Genomic DNA, 18,356 nt, shown 5'->3' with positions numbered 1-18,356 from the left:
CGTCCTGGATATGTGACGCAAAAAAGCGCAGAAAAAAACATCCGTAAACAACATAATACGGACGTTTGCACACGAAAAAACAATGCTTCCTATCTACCGTAAGAATCATATCTTATCATTTGTAAGCAGGTCTCCTGACTTAAGATCTTTGCTCCGAAACTCCTTCCCAGACTGGCTTATGCCACTCCAGTGGATATATGTTTCGCAACTCCCTATCACAGTGACGGGATCGTACCGGATTTACACCGGTTTCCCTTTTAATCCGTGTGCAGAAATGCACCGGAACTTACAAAGGCTGGTTCAAAACCAACAAATGTTATTTATTTACACTTTAACTATATCTTATATTTTTTGTTCTGTCCAGAAATGCTTTGTCGTAAATTGTATTTTTTTCCATACAAATACATGGGAACTTCCCATGCACCCGACAATTTACATTGGCATGTAAGAAGACCGCGAAGGGACGTCGCCCGTCCCCTCGCCCACCCCTGGGCTGAGTGTTTGACGGAAATTTTGTTTTATGGGGTGGCCTTTGAAAAATTCTCCTGGTGTTTCAAGTCAGAAGATTTTCGTATAAATATAAACGCAGACTTGCACGGTTACCCCATGAGTCTGCGCTTACTTATGTTGTTGTTTTTCTGTATGGTTCAGATTTGCACCTGAAACTAACCAATCCTACGTATTTCTTTTATTCTACATGTTTCCGCAATATCACATACTACGGGCCCGTCGACACCACGCCTTCGGCGTGCTCGCGGGAACTCCAGCTATCGCGCTTTTCGCGTAGCGAAACAGCCCTAGCAGTTGGCGTCAACACTGTTCCGTCTTGATGCACCAGGCGTGGCCAAGCAGGGGGAGTATACACGCAATCTATTGCGTGTATGAGCAAGTAGCGTATGCGGATTGCGAATGTCCGCTGCTTGGGAGCTTCGGCCTTCGCAACTTTGAGATGCTCCCCCTCAGGGTTTTATGTTTGCCAAACAACCGGGCCGCTGGGTAGTTCCCAACATTGTCAAATTATTGACGGGCCACTGGGTAGTTCCCAGCTCACGCGTTCCTGAAACGGCTTAAGAATTCTTTTGTCATTTCTTTTTGTGGGTTCTCAAAGATCTGCTGGGAGGTTCCTTCCTCCACGATGACTCCATCACCCATGAAGATCACGTGCTTTGCAACGTCTCTCGCAAATGCCATCTCATGTGTGACAATGATCATTGTCAGTCCGTCTTTGGCAAGGGTTCTCATAACTTCCAGTACCTCTCCGACCATCTGTGGGTCGAGGGCAGATGTCGGCTCGTCAAAGAGCAGGATCTCCGGTTCCATGGCGAGGGCTCTTGCGATTGCTACCCTCTGCTTCTGTCCACCGGAAAGCTGTTTTGGCTTTGCGTTGATGTATGGAGCCATGCCGACTTTTTCGAGATACATCATCGCGTTCTTATGTGCCTCTTCTTTGCTTTTTTTGAGGACTTTTTCCTGTCCGACTGTGCAGTTCTTGAGAACTGTCATATTGTTAAAAAGGTTAAAGTTCTGGAACACCATACCGACTTTAGAGCGGTACTCCGGAACGTTCACATGTTTGTCCATGATGTTTGTTCCGTGGTAGCGGATCTCGCCGGATGACGGTGTCTCCAGAAGGTTCATGCAGCGCAGCAATGTGGATTTACCGGAACCGGAAGGTCCGATGATGCAGGTAACGTCTTTCGGTTTTACAGAGAAATCAATGTCTCTCAGGATCTCATGTGTTCCGAAGGATTTTCCCAGGTGCTGCACTTCCAGGATCGTTTCACTCATTCTCTGCTGTCCTTCCTTTCCTTATAAGAATACATACCACTTGTATGTGTCAGGGTATCCGCGGTTGCCAGGTCATAGTTGTCCGGTCCGTCCATCTTGCGCTCGATCACGCGAAGGATCCTGGAACAGGTAAAGGTCATAATAAAGTAAATGACCATGGCAATTGTGAAGGACTCAAAGTATGTATACAGTGCACCTGCCACACCTTTGGTCGTGTAAAAAAGTTCTACCGTACCGATGATGGAAAGTACACAGGTATCTTTGATGTTGATGATCAGGTTATTGCCGATCTGCGGCATGATGTTTCGCAGTGCCTGCGGAAGGATAACATTGATCATGGTCTGTACATGTGTCATGCCGATTGCCTTGGCTCCCTCTGTCTGACCCGGGTCAATGGAAAGGATACCTCCGCGGACGGTCTCTGCCATGTATGCACCGGTATTGATGGATACGATAAAGATTGCGGCAAACCACATGGACATATTGATATTGAACAGGTATGCACTACCGAAGTAGATGAACATTGCCTGTGCCATCATAGGAGTTCCACGGAAGAACTCCACATAGCAGGCAAGGATAAATTTCACGATTTTGATCAGTACCCTCTTGGCTGTGGAATCGTTTTTGTCCACTGGAATTGTCTGTACAATACCTACGAGAAAACCGATGATACATCCAAAAAGCGTTCCGACCAGTGCCAGCCACATGCTGACTCCGGCTCCCTTCGCAAAGGAGGGACCATATTGCTGAAGAAGATAGATGATTCTTCCTCCAAAACTTTCAGGCAGCATTTTGCTCCTCCTTTATGACTCGCTGGACAGCGGCTGTACGGAGATTGCTTCGTCCATCATGGAGTTGAAGTCATCTTCTGTCATCTCGCTTAAAACACCATTGATCGCATCTTTGAGTTCATCGTTACCTTTTTTGAGGGAGATACCGATGTTGATGTCCTCGTCAGATACTTCGAATTCTCCGTCTGTTCCTGTGAAATCAAGAAGTTTGAAATCCGGATAAGCTACGCAGGCAGCTTTTCCTGTAGGCATATCTGTTACGACTGCATCGCATTTACCGGATTCCAGCGCTACCAGCATTGCCGGTGCGCTTTCCTGTGCAGGAAGGATATTTCCGTCCGGAATCTGCGGCAGGCAGGAATCATACCAGATTGTATTCTGCTGAGAAGTAACCGTTGCCCCTTTAAGGTCTTCTACGCTTGCTGCGTCTTTATAGTCTCCATCCTCTTTTACCAGAGTGATGATTGATGCATAATAGTATGGATCTGTGAAGTCAACCATCTGCTGACGTTCTTTGGTGATGGACTGTCCTGCAATGACACAGTCAACCTGTCCGGACTGTACTGCCGGTACAAGGGAATCCCAGTCAAGTTTGACGATCTCAAGATCATAGCCAAGTTCATCTGCGATCTTCTTTGCCATCATAACGTCGTAACCATATGCATAGTCAGAACTTCCGGAAATCTGTACGGCTCCGTTAGAATCATCCGGCTGTGTCCAGTTATATGGCGCATATCCACATTCCATTGCAACTTTCAGAGTTTTCTTATCATCCGCACTGACACTCTGTACTCCCACGATACCACAGGTCATAGATGCTGCTACTGCAGCGACTGTCAACATTCTCCACATTTTGCTCTTTCTCATTTTCGTTTCCTCCTAAATAATATATATTTTTTCATCCATATGTCCTTTCGGAACATATCACCGTAAGTTAAATTTTGTTACGAAAAAATTTGTAATAAAAAGAAATCTGGAAACAAAATTTTTCTTTGTAACAAAAAAAGAGCGCACGGAAACATGAAGTGCTCCGTTGCGCTTTACGTCATAGTAATACTTTTTCTTCTAAAAGTCAATATATTTTGCTGGATATGCACAGCAAATGCATGCACATATTTATACATTTAGGAATGTAGAAACCTCAAATGCTTTGAAGGCCACCAAGGGGACTTCGCCAGTCCCCTTGGCAAACCCCTGGGCAGAAAAGGAATATGTAGTTCTGTCTAAGACAGTAGCTTTGAAAATTTCTCTTAGTTTTACAAAACCGAAAACTTTTGTATGAATGGACTTCAGGTCGCACCGTGTCTCCGTAAGCCGGGTCTAAGCTATGCAGCAGGGTGTGTCCTGTATGGAGACATACTGTTGGTATGACGTGACATACTTCTTATAAATTCAACGTCACACTCCACCAGTAGTATGGCATCTTACAGCAATATCTTCCTGTATGTCGCAGACGCAGGATATATGAGCCACAGTGCAAATTTCGCCCCATTTATACGAAGGTGTTCTGGCTTAAAACACCAGGAGAATTTTTCTAAGGAAACCCCACAAAACCAAATTCCCGTCAAACACTCAGCCGAGGGGTGTGCAGAGGGGGCTGGCCAAGCCCCTTCTGCGGTTTTCTCTTTTTCCAAAAACAAAAAACGGCAGTTTTTACACCACCGTTTTTTACAAATATCTTTTTTCTGAAAAAATTATGAAGGTCTTCTTACAGAAAGAATTGTTCTGTAAGTAGCATCATTACTGATCTTGATACCATCCTGGGAGTTGGAAGCATGAACGATCTGTCCGTTGCCCATGTAGATTGCAACGTGTCCACCATAGCAGATCAGGTCACCTGGCTGTGCATCTGCGTAGGAAACTTCTGTTCCCCAGTTCTGCTGCTCATAGGATGTTCTCGGAAGGCTGTATCCAAACTGTGCATAAACACTCTGTGTGAATCCTGAGCAGTCAGCACCGCTTGTAAGGCTTGTGCCGCCCCATACATATGGATTGCCAACAAACTGTGTAGCATAGTCTACGATAGCAGATCCTGAGCTGCTGGATGAGCTTGAAGAACTGCTGGATGAATCATCAGAGTAATCCACATCATCAGGATCTACTGTGTTATCACTGTCAATCACGTTGCCATACTCATCGTACTGTACATCATCGCTGCCGGAGCTGTCATCACTGGAAACAACTTCGCTCGGATCTACTTCATTACCTTCTTCATCGTATACGGTATCTCCGTTTTCTGCTGCTTCTTCAGCATCTACTTCGTTGCCTTCTTCATCATAAACAGTCTGATCTTCCTGTTCTGCTTCTTCCTGCTGTGCAGCCTCTTCCTCTGCTGCTGCAGCCGCTGCGGCAGCTTCTGCTTCTGCCTGACGTCTTGCCTCTTCTTCTGCTGCAATACGCTCTGCTTCGAGCTGTTCAATCTCTGCCTGCTGTTCCTGAATCAGGTTTGCATATTCATTTGCCATTTCCTGTGCATATGCGATTTCATTATCACAATCTGCGGAATTTGCTTTCTTTGTATCAATCTGAGTCTGAAGATTTACGGATTCTGCCTCGTATTCCTGTTTCATGCCTTCCAGTTCGGATTTCTCCTGCTGGTACTGATTTCCGAGGTTTGTAACCTGTTCAATCGTATTGGCATATTTCTCAAGGCTCTTTCTGTCGTAATCATACATTTTCTGTGTATATTCAGCTTTTGTAAGAAGATCAGAAAGGTTATCTGCACTCATCATCATCTGGAACCATGCTTCGTTTCCACCTTTTTCGTACAGATACTGAATACGCTGCTTCATTGCTTCGTACTGTTTGTCTTTTGCGTTCTGTGCTTTCTGCAGGTCGGCCTGTGTCTGCTCGATGTCTGCTTCTTTATTGCTGATATCCCCTTCCAGGGTCTGAATGGAAACCATGACATTCACAAGATTTGCATCCAGAGTAGCGATCTCATTCTGAAGCTGCTGCTTTGCAGAATAAAGCTGATCGATCTGTGCATATGTGGCATCCAGCTGTGCGCTTGTAGCCGCCTGCTCCTCTCTCAGTTCATCTTCTCTTGATGCGCTTACACTGACAACCTGAGCTGCTGTCATCATGATTGCTAACGTCAGGCAAACAATTCGTTTTTTCATGTTTCTCACCTCATAATCTTTTTAACTCTATTTTGTAACATTTGCGAAATATCTTTCTTAAGTTCTTGTATATATTAACACATGCTTCTTATGTTTGCAAGACCAAATCGATAAAAAGTTTAATATTTTGTAACATTTATTAAAAACTCTGCAAAATAAAGGAGAAGTTCCTGGCAACAGAAACTTCTCCGTAACATTTCATTCTTATTTAAAATCCAAACAGATCTTTTAAAATCACATCTGCTGTTTTGTTTTTGTAACCATCCGGATCGGATAAAGTACTGGAATACCATCTCAGATAATTACCACGACGGATATAATTGCTTGTAGATGTATTATAAGTGTATTTCTTATATCCTGCATATCTGGACATATATTTCTTCGCAAGAGCAACCGCCTCGCTGTTGTAATTACCGGACGGCGTGCAGGTTCCTGCTATCTGAACTCCTGCATTCGGTGTAGAATGCACGATCACCGCACTCTTATCTGAACACTGGCCAAGAATGATCCATGTATGTCCCTCATCATAACCGATATCACCCGGATATACTTTCCAGTTAGTCTGAGACAGATAGTTCTGATTAACAATGGAGCCCCATCCTTTTCCCTTATAGTAGCTTCCGATGTCTCCGGATACAACAGTATATCCATAACCTACATCACTCTTTGTCTGCATTACCTGATACGTAGCCCATCCTACAAACCCGGAACAGTCCAGACCTTTGGCTCTGTTACCCATGCTGAGATCGCGGTAGTTATTATAGTTATAACTGCTGCTCTGGCTCAGGTAGAAGTTCTGCCAGTTGGCTTTGACTCCCTTCAGTGTGGAATCATTCCATCCACCGCCCCAGATATACAGTGCCTGTCCCACCGGCATCAGTGCTCCTGCAAGATAATTCTTAATGGTCTTGCTTCCTGTCTGTTTGACCGGTTTCGGGTCATTCGCAAAATAGGAATTGCTTGTATTATTACTGTTATTGTTATTATTGTCATCTTTGCTCGGATCTGTCGTACTGGTCAGTACACCCGAGGAATTAAACGTATAAATAATTCCATCGATGGTCTTGGTTCCCGTAACCATCTTAAAGGAAGTCTTATCAAAATAATATTTGTTTCCACTGATTGTTACCCAGCCGCCGGCTGCAATTCCGTTGCTGGTGTTAAAGTAATAATAGCTGCTGCCAACCTTTTTAAGTCCCTTATACATGACACCTTTACTGTCAAAATAACGGTACTCGCCCTTAGATGATTTGGTCCATCCGGTAACCATCCGGCAATACTTGGAATTAAAGTACCTTGTCTCGCCGCTTGTAGTAACATAACCTTTGGCTGCAATTCCGGTTTTCGGGTTGAAATAGTAGTAATATTTACCAACTTTTTTTAATCCCATATACATCTTACCGTTACTTGCAAAATACCATTTCTGATTCTTGGAATTGGTCATCCAGCCTGTTGCCATCGTATAAGTAGACGGACTGAAATACCGTACCACAGTTCCATTTGCTGCTTTTACAAAGCCGCTCTTGCTGTAGCCGGTCTTATAATCAAAGTAATAATACTTGCCACCAATCTTTTTCATGCCGGTGTACATCACTCCTGTACGGGAGTCAAAATAGCGTTTTGGACCTTTGGAGCTTTTCTGCCATCCCTTAAGAAGTACTCCTGTCTTTGTATTCAGGAAATATTTCTTGCCTCCAAGTGTCAGCCATCCCTTTACCTTCTTGCCGTTCTTATAGTAATAAGTCTTTCCACTTACTGTACGGAATCCTGTCGTGGCAGCCTGCGTCTCTACCGTTGTAGACTGAAATGCAAATCCTGCCGCAAAAAGCATAATACCTAAAAAGATTCCAAAAACCCAGGACTTTTTACATCCCTTTCCCATAAACATGACCTCTTTCTGCGAACATTTATATTCGTATTTTTTACAATCTTGTTACAATAGTATGTAGGTATTATATCCCATGTTTGTAATTCCGTCAATAAAAAAGTAAAAACTATGGGGGACAGAGTTAAAGTGATTTTAAAAGGCCACTAACTCTATCCCCCATACCTGTTTAATTACAGAAGATGTTTTCTCAGTTCAGCACCATCAAGTGCGCTTAAATATGCCGGTGCAACATCAAATACTGTCTTGCATCCTTTCTGTCCTTCCTGGCTCATACGATATGCAGCTCTTGCATATGCAACGATTACGGAAGATGTAAATTCCGGGTTGGAATCCAGTTTCAGACTGTATTCGATCACATGGCTGTTTTCATCATTCCAGCCTGTCTTTCCTGTACGAATCACAAATCCACCATGCGGAATTCCGCTGTGGTCACGTTTCAGTTCTTCCTCGGAAATGAAATGTACTGTTGTGTCATACTCATCAAAGTAGTTTGGCATTGTCTTGATCTCGTTTTCAATTCTTGCAAGATCTGCACCTTCTTCTGCTACAACGAAACATTCTCTTGTATGTTTCTGTCTGGTAGTCAGTTCCGGATTCTCTCCGTTTCTTACAGACTCAAGAGCTGCTTCAACCGGAATGGTATACTGTTTGCCGTCTTTTACTCCATCGATTCTGCGGATTGCATCAGAATGTCCCTGGCTGACTCCTTTGCCCCAGAATGTATAATCCCTGCCGTTTGTAAGAATTGCATTTGCATACATTCTGTTGAGGGAGAACATTCCCGGGTCCCAGCCAACAGAGATGATTCCTACATGGCCATTCTCAGATGCTGCTTTGTCTACATTTGCAAAATGCTCCGGAATTCTGGCATGTGTATCAAAACTGTCTACAACATTGAACCACTGCGCATATTTTGGTGTCTGTTCCGGAAGATCTGTTGCACTTCCTCCGCAAAGAATCAGAACATCAATTTTATCTTTCATTTTTTCTGCTTCGTCTACATGATAAACTGCTGCTGTCTCTGTAAGAATCTTTACAGTTGCAGGATCACGACGTGTAAATACAGCAACCAGCTCCAGATCCGGATTGTGTTTGATTGCACATTCCACACCTCGTCCAAGATTACCGTAACCTAAAATACCAATACGAATACTCATTGTGATTTCCTCCTGTAGTTATAATCTGCAGTGCTGTCCTTTGCCACTACATCGCTTTAGCATGGCAACACACCCATTATGATAATATCACAATCGTTAATTGTCAATTTATTTTTTATCAGCAACAGAACATACCACTTCCCGGACAGCAGAGATTACATGCCATATTCATCAGACAGAGTTTCATGCAGTAATCTCCGCCTTCTGTCGGCATTCCTCCAAACGGATTCTGCTGTTCCTGATACCAGGTTCCTCCGCCTTCCAGTCTCTGCAGAAGCATCCGGTACTGCATATTGTCCGGCTCCATATTGACTGCAGTCCTTGCATCATTCAATGCATTGACATTATTTCCAAGTCCATTGTTTGCCAGTGCAGAAAGGTAATACCACTGACCGTTCTTCTGCTGCAGTGAGGACAGAACATTCATGGCTTCCCGGTAATGTCTGCTGTTGATAAAGTTGAATGCCGCCTGCCGGCGCACCGCTTCTTCATCCTGATAAGTCGTCTGTCCCTGGCCTCCAAAACCTCCGAAGCCTCCATAGGAACCATTCGTTCCCGAGGAACCGTACTCCCTTTCCTTCATGATCTGCTCATATGCCTGCTGAACTTCTTTGAATTTTTCTTCTGCCTGTGCCTTATTCGGATTGTTGATATTCGCATCCGGATGATAACGGCGGCTCAGTTTCCTGTATGCTTTTTTGATTTCGTCATCTGATGCATCCCGGGACACCCCCAGAACACTGTATGGATCAAACATGCTCTTTCTCCTGCTCTTCCTTCCGCTTTTTGGATATGCTTTCAAACCTGCACCACACTCCGGAATACAGAATATTCCGCAAAATGTCTGCATATTTTATAATAGGAAGTTTTTCAAATTCCCGACAGGTTTCCGACATCATCATCAGAAGCATATCCTTTACCCTGTCGTCGAACCCTTTTATTATATAATCTTTTGCAAAAGGATTGTAATTTCCTTTTTTGACATCTTCTTCTACATCATCGTATGCATCCATCAGGTAAATAAATTTCCCGAAATAAAATCCCATACGGCGCAGTGTAGATTCCCACACATCTTCCCGATATGCGAAAATTTCCGCCATGATCCGTCCAAAACAGCCGGATACTCTGTCAATATCTGTTTCCTGTACTTTTTCAAGTTCGGAAAGTTCATTCAGGCATTCTATGATCACCTGAATCTTCTTCTGCCAGAGTTTTTCGCTCTTTTTTTCTTTGCCCTCCAGCACTTTCCCGTAAACAAGACTGAGGAGCTTTTTTTCATCCTCCCAGTCATCTTTGCACTTATAATAAGTAAGAAAGATATTCATATCTGCACCATATTCTGTTATGGTATTTTTGCGTACCTGCTGCTTGCAGACCGGATGCACAATACATCTGGTGGTCCCCTTTCTGGTAGGTGGCTCATATAAGCCACTGAGCAGAAGGATCACAAATATCATATCATAACTCAGTGTGATCTGCCCGGAGATTCCGTAACGTTCTCTCAGTTCCCTGCACAATCCACAGTAAAAAGAGCGGTACATATCAAAATCTTTGCATTTTATTTCCGGCTTATTCATTACCACATAACCAAACATAGGCACACTCCATATCGTTTCTGATCAGCTTCTTTTAATAAATTTTGTATGGCATTTCGGACATTCAATCTCAATTTTCCCTTTATTTCTTGGAATACGGATCTTCTGTCCACAACCTGGACAAGTATAAATATGATGTGTCTTTCTCTGGTTCATCATACTTTTTTCCCGATTAAACCGCTGTCTGATCTTTGCAGTCGACGCAAGATATTTTTCATTCTCAGCGTAACGTTTCTGAATGTCTCTGGAAAGCATACGATAATATGTATACAGCAGCACAAGCAGTCCGATCGTGTCAAACAAAGCGCCTACACGGCTTCCACTCCGGAAAAAGATTGACAGAATGATCGCTGCCAGCGCAACTCCCATCGTAAATCTCGCAAATGCATCCACACCGTAACGTCCCTGCATAAATTTATTAAACTTGTCTCTCATTTAAGTCCTTCTTTCTTTTCACTGTCCGGTCTTTTGGTTATTTCTCGTCACATACCTGGAAAATATAGAATTTCAGATAATACGATTCATCAGAAGCCCACAGAATCGGATGATCCGGTGCCTGTGTACGATATTCTACCTGGCGCAGTCTCTTGTGTGCACTACGTGCTGCCTGACCGATCGTCTTGGTAAACAATTCGTACTCCATAAAGTGGGAACAGGAACAGGTCGCCAGAAATCCGCCATCTTTGACAAGTTTCATACCTCTGAGATTAATCTCCCGATATCCTTTTACTGCATTTTTGACTGAACTGCGGGATTTTGTAAACGCCGGAGGATCCAGAATGACCACATCATACTTTTCTCCCTGCTCTTCCAGTTTTGGAAGCAGTTCAAATACATCCTCGCAGATAAATTTCACTGTTTTGTCCAGTCCATTTAATTTTGCATTTGCTTCTGCCTGATTCACTGCCAGCTGAGAAGCATCTACTCCGGTCACTTCTTTTGCTCCTGCGATACCTGCATTCAAAGCAAAAGATCCTGTATGAGTAAAACAGTCAAGAACTCTTGCATCTTTACAAAGTTTCTGGATTGCCAGGCGATTGTACTTCTGATCCAGGAAAAATCCCGTCTTCTGTCCGTCCTTGACATCCACCTGATATTTCACACCATTTTCTACGATTTCCACCAGAGTCGGAAATTCCGGTCCGATAAACCCTTTATAAAGTTCCATGCCTTCCTGTCTGCGCACCTTGGCATCGCTTCTCTCATAAATACCACGGATTTCGATTCCATCCCCGGCAAGAACTTTTTTCAGGAGATCCAGAATTGTATTCTTGAGACGGTCGATTCCCATTGCCAGAGACTGTACTACCAGTACATCGGAAAATTTATCTACTACCAGACCCGGAAGAAAATCTGCTTCGCCAAAAATCACACGACAACTGGATGTATCTGTTACTTTCTTTCTGTACTCCCATGCATCGCGCACACGTTTCTCAAGAAATTTCTCATCAATACGCTGATTTTCATCTCTTGTCAGCAGGCGGACCGTAATTTTGGAATTGGTATTGATAAATCCCCTTCCCAGTGGATATCCGTCAAAATCATGGATCAGAACCACATCACCATTTACAAAGCTTCCCATGATCGTGGAAATTTCATTGTCAAATACCCACATTCCGCCGGATTTCAGAAGGCGGCCCTCTCCTTTTTTCAGTGTAACCACTGCAAGACTCATATTGTTTCCCCTTTCGGATTGTTCTTTCTGATCATATAGTTTCCCTTTTGCGTCAGTTCACAGAAACTGTAAAACTTCCTCTATTCTATCACAGATATCTCACGATTTCCAGTTTTTCACACTCTCTTCACAGCCGACAAAAAAGGATGCTGCAAAAATGCAACATCCTTTTCCTGTGATCTCTTTAGTAAGCTTCTTCTGTATTTTCTTCACCGGAAGTTTCTTCCGTATTTTCCTGTGTGGTACCCTCATCAGAAGATGTTTCTGCTTCTTCTCCATAAAGTTTCTCAAAGAACTTCATGGTATCGCTGTAAAGTTTCTGCCTTGTCTCTGCATCTACATTGACCAGAATATCATCTGCTGCCGGCTCTGTCTCGATACTGAATACAGTTTTGAGTTCTGCATTAAGCATATTCAATGCCGTTGTCAGATACATATCTGTGTCTGCCGGAACATAGGTAGCGCCTCCATCATTCAGGATCTCCAGATATCCTTCCAGAACTTTCTTGGTAAGCTTGCTGCCTGTTTCAGCATCCAGTGTTACAGGAAGTTCTGTCACATCCGCAACGACACCCTGAAGTACCGCAAGGTCACCTTCATACTCACCCTGGCAGAACTGCTGCGCCTGCTGGAATTTTGCTTTGTCATCTTCACTGAGTGCATCTGTATTCAGAGTATCTTCGCCACTTTCTTCAGATGCATCTGTGCTGTCGCTGTCCTCAGATGTGCTTTCATCCGGTGTCTCTGTATCAGCAGTATCGGCATTGTCCGCACTTTCACTGCCATCTTCAGTTGCTTCCGGAATCTGATCGGTACTGCTGTCTGTATTTTCTTCGTTGCTGCTGTCTGCGCTTTCGTCCGGTGTTTCTGTCGCATCTGTATCGCTGCCTTCATCGACTACCGTTCCGTCCTCGGTTGCCTCCGGAATACCGCTCTCATCAGAACCATCTGTGTTTTCACTGCTTCCGGCATTGTTGGTATCTGCACCTGTCTGCTCTGCAAGGCCCGGATCCTCTGTGGAAGTTTCTTTGACATCGCCAAGTGCGCCACTGTCTACATTGGCAGTAATGTCATCTCCGTCATTGCCCTCATCGGCAACATCGCTCTCAATCGGAGTCGGTGTCGGCTGGCCTTCCTCCTGAGCCTTGGTCTGTTCCAGATTCTGCTGGATATTTTCCAGAGTCTGTTTCATTTCCTGAATGTCGTAATTCTGCTGTGCGATCTGCTGAAGCAGAGATACGATCGTATCCAGTTCATCCTGACTGAGGGAAACCCCATTCTGTACAGCAATATTATTAACGATATTGTAGATCTCATCTGCATTCTGGATGTTGTCTCCGATGATCTGCATCTTTGCCTGGTTAATGATGTTAGTCGCATTATCCTGGCCTACCTGCTGTCCGACATCTCCTGTAACAACCACTTCTTTGGCTGCCAGATCTTTCTTGGTAGAATCCAGTTCCTGTCCGCTTGCAGATTCGTAAGCTTTCATGACACCGGTCAGTGCACCGGTACCGGATACTTCATACGGGCATGCCGCAACAACTTCACAGTTATTTACACCTGCTGTGGAAAGTGCAGTTGCGATCATATTGCAGGTCACATAATTTAAGTTGGCAGTACGGACTTTGATTCCGCCGGACTGTGTAGGTTTGACATAGGCACAGCTTAAAGTTCTTGTTCCGATCTGTGCACTCGGAATATATTTACCAAGGAGATTATGCTCATCCTGATTGGTAACAGTAATGATCTGTACCTGACTGGAATCTGCCTTGAAATAATTCATCATGGTATTCTTCTGATCTTCGGTAAGATCTGCTCCAAGTGTTACTACCTTTGTTGCATCTGCCATTGCCGGAATCGGTGTGCTGACTGCAAGACACATACTGCAAAGCATCGCCACTATGATATTTCTTTTTTTCATGTTTTCTTCCTCCATCATTCATGCCATCCGGAAGTGTCCTCTGCCTCCGTCCGGCTAATCATCTGCTCTTATTTAATACATGCATTATAGCACAGATCTGTCTGTAATTGTATTTTTAATTTTATTTCATTCCCCGAGAACTTCAAGAAATACCCGGATCGTTCCACCGCAGACCAGACCTTCTTCCTCTGCCTGCGATGCGGTCATATCTACCGTAAAAAGTTTCCCTTCTGCCTTTTCTTCGTGAAGCATGCGCAGACAGAGATGCTGTACTTCACTTTCCATACATCCGCCACCGATCGTTCCGATGATCCTTCCATCAGCAAGAACCAGCATCTTGGTTCCGATTCCTCTCGGTGCGGAACCTCTTCTTGCCACGATCGTTGCCAGTGCCTTTGGCATATCCGGCTCTTTCTGTCCGGTCAGATATTCCATAAGTTCCGTATCATAACCGCTGGTCTTACGGATACTGTTTTTTTCTTTGATCAGTTCTGAAACGATCGACACCGCAATTTCTTCGGGAGTCTCTGCATGGATCTGCATTCCGACCGGTGTATGTATCTCATCAAGGACTGTCCTGTCAAAGCCCTCTTCCTCCATCTGTTTCTTAAGAAGTGCCGAACGCCCCCTGCTTGCCATCATTCCCACATAACAGTGTGGTTTGCGGAGAATGCTGCTCAGGCATACATGATCATATCGATGTCCTCTGGTCACCACCAGAAAATAAGTATTCTCACTTCCCGGAATCTGTTTCAGTGCATTTTCAAAACTGTCGCAGATAACCTGATCCGCACCGGCTCTTCTCGCCTCTCCCGCAAAACTTACACGGTCTTCCAGTACGGTAACTTTAAACCCAACTTTTGCTGCCAGAAGAATCACCTGCTGTGCCACATGTCCGGCTCCGCAGATCACCAGATGTGCCGGCTGTTTCAGTGCTTCCATAAAAAATTTGCCGTTTTCTGTTTCTACAATACCACTTTCTTCTGACTGCTTCAGCGTCTGCAGTTCCTCTTCCGTCAGTTTTCTGTTTCCATACTGTGCCAGAATCTCTCCGTTTTCCATAAAATAACGGCTTCCTGTGTTTTCTCCCTCTATCACTGTTGCCAGGAAATTATTATTCTGCTGCTGATTTTCATTTAATACCTTATATAGTTCAAAAAGATTCATGTTTTCCCTCCCCGTTTTAGAGGCAGTTATTTCCCGGCTGCCCCTTCTTGTTGTTTATTATCTCATTAAAATCTTTATAAAGTGTTACCATTCAGAAACTCCTCGACATCAATTCCGACAAATGACCGCAGAGTCGGGAAATCGCAGCTCTCTGCCGGTTCTTTTTCCTGTGTATACCAGATTCCTTTCAGCCCATTCTCCCAGGCTCCTTCGATGTCTTTTCTGACATTGTCTCCGATAAATGCACATTCTTCTGCTGCTACACCGGCTTTTTCCACACAGAGTTCAAAAAAGCGGCCGGCCGGTTTTTCGATACCCGCTTCCTCACTTGTCACAATAAAGTCAATGTATGGTGCTGCTCCGATCGCTTCAAGTTTTTTGTACTGGATATATGCAGTCATGTCTGTACCTATCCCAATACGGATATTTCTGTCTTTTAGCTCTTTTAAAAACTCCAGCACCCCCGGTGAAGGAACTGCATGTGCGATCAGCGTATCCCAGTAAGCGTGATACATATTTCGTACATGAGGAAAAAGCGGCTGTCCCAGAAGTTCCAGCATGCACAGCATACGAAGCATACGACTGTGGATCGCTGCTGTATCTGTTCCAATCCGATCGATCATGATAATACCTGCCTTCTTATAGCAGTTGCGCATCTCCTCTTCGGATATGTCAAATGTCCTGTTGCAGTAATCTGCCAGTGCCTGCATACCATACATATGATTCTCATCATAACTGTACAGCGTATTATCTATATCAAAAATGACTGCTTTTATCATCCTGGTCCTCCTTATCTGTTATTTCTGACTTATATCTTACCTTATTCTTTTGCTTTTGACCACACAAAAATGCCGATGCATGTCTGTTTCTGTCAGACCGGCACCGGCACCTGCTTTATTCCAGGATATGTTCTCTTCCCATGGAAATGATCGTTCTCACGTGGTCATCCGCCAGGGAGTAAAAAATAGATTTTCCTTCTCTTCGATTTTTTACCAGTTTGTTCTGCTTCAGGATGCGAAGCTGATGTGATACTGCTGACTGCGTCATGTTCAGGACTTTTGCCAGATCGCAGACGCACACTTCCGACTCAAACAGGACAAACAAAATACGGATACGGGTAGAATCCGCAAATACTTTGAACAGATCTGCCAGATCATATAATTCTTCTTCATCTGGCATAGTCTCATTCACGATCTGCAGCAGTTCTTCGTGAATCTCCTGACATTCGCAGGCTATTTCTTCTCTTTCTTCTGCCATATCTGTCTCTCTTTCTTTTTTTCATGTTTGGGCGGATACAAAGTTCAAAATTCTTATCGTGCAAGCACGAATGAATTCTTGACCTTCGTATCCTGTAGTTACAGTTTTTTTACAAACAGGGTACGGATTGCATTCAGCACTGCAAGTATCATGACTCCTACATCTGCAAAGATTGCCACCCACATATTGGCAATGCCGACTGCACCAAGAATCAGGCAAAGTACTTTGATACCGATTGCAAAATAAATATTTTCATAAACAATACGCATACATTTTCTGGCAATGCGGATCGCTTTGACAATCTTCATCGGATCATCGTCCATCAGAACAACATCCGCAGCCTCAATTGCTGCATCAGAGCCCATAGCTCCCATTGCGATACCGATATCTGCTCTGGAAAGTACCGGTGCATCATTGATACCATCACCGACGAACGCAAGTTTTTCTTTTTCCGCCTTCTTCGCAAGAAGTTCCTCTACTTTGCTTACCTTGTCAGCCGGAAGAAGTTCACTGTAAACACGGTCCACGCCAAGTTCTCCTGCTACCTGCTGTGCCACGCGGTCAATGTCACCGGTCAACATAACGGTCTCTTTGATTCCATTCTTTCTGAGACTTGTGATTGCATCTCTTGATGTCGGTTTTGGCACATCTGAAATCAGGATATGACCGGCATAGACACCGTCGATCGCCACATGAATGACCGTTCCTACCTGATGGCATTCTACCGCTTCTACACCGATTCGTTTCATAAGCTTTGTATTACCGACCGCAACAGAAATACCATCTACTTTTGCAGTCACACCGTTTCCGCTGATTTCTTCTACATCTGTCACACGATTCTGATCAATCTCTTTGCCGTAAGCACTCTTGAGACTGCGGCTGATCGGATGTGTGGAAAAGCTTTCTGCAAGTGCCGCATATTCCAGGATCTTTTCCTGTTCCATGGTATTGTGATGCACACCGGCTACCTCAAATACTCCTTTTGTCAATGTGCCGGTTTTATCGAATACCACATATTTTGTCTCCGCCAGAGTTTCCAGATAGTTGGAACCTTTGACCAGAACACCCGCGTTGCTGGCTCCACCGATTCCTGCAAAGAAACTGAGCGGAATACTGATGACCAGTGCACACGGACAGCTGATTACCAGGAACGTCAGTGCTCTGTAGATCCACTGTCCCCACTGTGCAGGATTATGAAGCAGCACAAGGTTTACGAGTGGTGGCAGAATTGCCAGTGCAAGCGCTCCATAGCAGACTGCCGGTGTATAATAACGGGCAAATTTTGAAATAAAATTCTCGGATCTGGATTTACGGGAACTGGATTCCTCGATCAGTTCCAGAATTTTGGAAACGGTAGATTCATCAAATTCTTTGGTTGTCCTGATTTTGAGCACACCGGTCATATTGATGCATCCGCTGATGATCTCATCTCCTGCTTTTGCATTACGCGGAAGGCTCTCACCAGTCAGTGCACTGGTATTCAGCGTTGTGTTTCCTTCTACGATCACACCGTCGAGAGGGACTTTTTCTCCCGGCTGCACAACGATGATCGAACCAATCTCGACTTCATCCGGATCGACTTTTTCCAGCTTTCCATCGTTTTCGATATTGGCATAATCCGGACGGATATCCATCAGTTCGGTGATGTTCCGACGGCTCTTGCCGACCGCATAACTCTGGAAGAGTTCTCCTATCTGATAAAACAACATAACAGAAATAGATTCATTATAATCACCGCTTCTCTCATAAACGGCCAGTGCAAATGCGCCGATTGTGGCAACTGCCATCAGGAAATTCTCATCAAATACCTGACCGTTTTTGATCCCTTTAAACGCTTTCTTTACAATGTCATAACCAATCACCAGATAAACGGCCAGATAACAGGCAAATCTCGGGATTCCTGTAATCGGAATGAAATGCAGTACGATCAGAAGTACTGCCGCTATGATAATGCGTGTGAGCATTTTTTTCTGCTTTTTATTCATCTTCTCT

15 protein-coding genes and 1 riboswitch are annotated in these 18,356 nt (G+C 44.2%); all 15 genes read right to left on the bottom strand.

Annotation, left to right across the window (positions count from 1 at the left end; translation table 11 throughout):
* Positions 1–107: 107 nt before the first annotated feature.
* Positions 108–305, bottom strand: a riboswitch (cobalamin riboswitch).
* A 742-nt stretch (positions 306–1,047) separates the two neighbouring features.
* Entirely contained in the window at positions 1,048–1,788 is a 741-nt protein-coding gene (locus tag KQI91_RS04445; RefSeq protein ID WP_253288356.1) for an amino acid ABC transporter ATP-binding protein, read from the bottom strand.
* A complete protein-coding gene (locus KQI91_RS04440) occupies positions 1,785–2,576 on the bottom strand; it encodes an amino acid ABC transporter permease (protein WP_216391795.1) in 792 nt (263 codons plus the stop codon). Before KQI91_RS04440 ends, KQI91_RS04445 begins: the two co-directional genes overlap by 4 nt.
* A 15-nt stretch (positions 2,577–2,591) precedes the next feature.
* Positions 2,592–3,392 (bottom strand): transporter substrate-binding domain-containing protein, encoded by an 801-nt coding sequence (locus KQI91_RS04435; protein ID WP_442860596.1) that lies wholly within the window; start codon positions 3,390–3,392, stop codon positions 2,592–2,594.
* Positions 3,393–4,273: 881 nt separating this feature from the next.
* Positions 4,274–5,701 carry a C40 family peptidase gene (locus KQI91_RS04430; protein WP_216391659.1) on the bottom strand — a complete coding sequence of 476 codons (1,428 nt, stop codon included), beginning with the start codon at positions 5,699–5,701 and terminating at the stop codon, positions 4,274–4,276.
* 208 nt (positions 5,702–5,909) lie between these two features.
* Positions 5,910–7,583 carry an N-acetylmuramoyl-L-alanine amidase family protein gene (locus tag KQI91_RS04425; protein WP_216391658.1) on the bottom strand — a complete coding sequence of 558 codons (1,674 nt, stop codon included), beginning with the start codon at positions 7,581–7,583 and terminating at the stop codon, positions 5,910–5,912.
* Positions 7,584–7,759: 176 nt separating this feature from the next.
* Complete coding sequence (locus KQI91_RS04420; protein ID WP_216391657.1) at positions 7,760–8,746, bottom strand: diaminopimelate dehydrogenase; 987 nt, start codon at positions 8,744–8,746, stop codon at positions 7,760–7,762.
* Positions 8,747–8,864: 118 nt separating this feature from the next.
* Positions 8,865–9,503 (bottom strand): DnaJ domain-containing protein, encoded by a 639-nt coding sequence (locus KQI91_RS04415; protein WP_216391656.1) that lies wholly within the window; start codon positions 9,501–9,503, stop codon positions 8,865–8,867.
* A complete protein-coding gene (locus KQI91_RS04410; protein WP_216391655.1) occupies positions 9,496–10,341 on the bottom strand; it encodes a DUF5685 family protein in 846 nt (281 codons plus the stop codon). Before KQI91_RS04410 ends, KQI91_RS04415 begins: the two co-directional genes overlap by 8 nt.
* A 24-nt stretch (positions 10,342–10,365) precedes the next feature.
* Positions 10,366–10,776: a hypothetical protein gene (locus KQI91_RS04405; RefSeq protein ID WP_216391654.1), complete on the bottom strand. Its 411-nt coding sequence runs from the start codon at positions 10,774–10,776 to the stop codon at positions 10,366–10,368.
* A gap of 37 nt (positions 10,777–10,813) precedes the next feature.
* Positions 10,814–12,016, bottom strand: coding sequence for a class I SAM-dependent rRNA methyltransferase (locus KQI91_RS04400; protein WP_216391653.1), 1,203 nt, complete (start codon positions 12,014–12,016; stop codon positions 10,814–10,816).
* A gap of 184 nt (positions 12,017–12,200) precedes the next feature.
* Entirely contained in the window at positions 12,201–13,940 is a 1,740-nt protein-coding gene (locus KQI91_RS04395; protein ID WP_253288355.1) for a DUF1002 domain-containing protein, read from the bottom strand.
* A 126-nt stretch (positions 13,941–14,066) separates the two neighbouring features.
* Complete coding sequence (locus KQI91_RS04390) at positions 14,067–15,107, bottom strand: XdhC family protein (RefSeq protein WP_216391652.1); 1,041 nt, start codon at positions 15,105–15,107, stop codon at positions 14,067–14,069.
* 74 nt (positions 15,108–15,181) lie between these two features.
* The gene (locus KQI91_RS04385) at positions 15,182–15,886 is read right to left on the bottom strand and encodes an HAD family hydrolase (RefSeq protein WP_216391651.1); all 705 of its coding nucleotides are present in this window, start codon (positions 15,884–15,886) and stop codon (positions 15,182–15,184) included.
* Positions 15,887–16,001: 115 nt separating this feature from the next.
* On the bottom strand, positions 16,002–16,364 hold the full coding sequence (locus tag KQI91_RS04380; protein ID WP_216391650.1) for an ArsR/SmtB family transcription factor: 363 nt from the start codon (positions 16,362–16,364) through the stop codon (positions 16,002–16,004).
* A gap of 98 nt (positions 16,365–16,462) precedes the next feature.
* On the bottom strand, positions 16,463–18,349 hold the full coding sequence (locus KQI91_RS04375; protein WP_216391649.1) for a heavy metal translocating P-type ATPase: 1,887 nt from the start codon (positions 18,347–18,349) through the stop codon (positions 16,463–16,465).
* Between the last annotated feature and the right edge of the window lie 7 nt (positions 18,350–18,356).

The organism is Blautia sp. MSJ-19, assembly GCF_018918125.1.
Taxonomy (GTDB): domain Bacteria; phylum Bacillota; class Clostridia; order Lachnospirales; family Lachnospiraceae; genus Blautia_A.
This window is presented reverse-complemented; position numbering and strand designations above follow the sequence as displayed.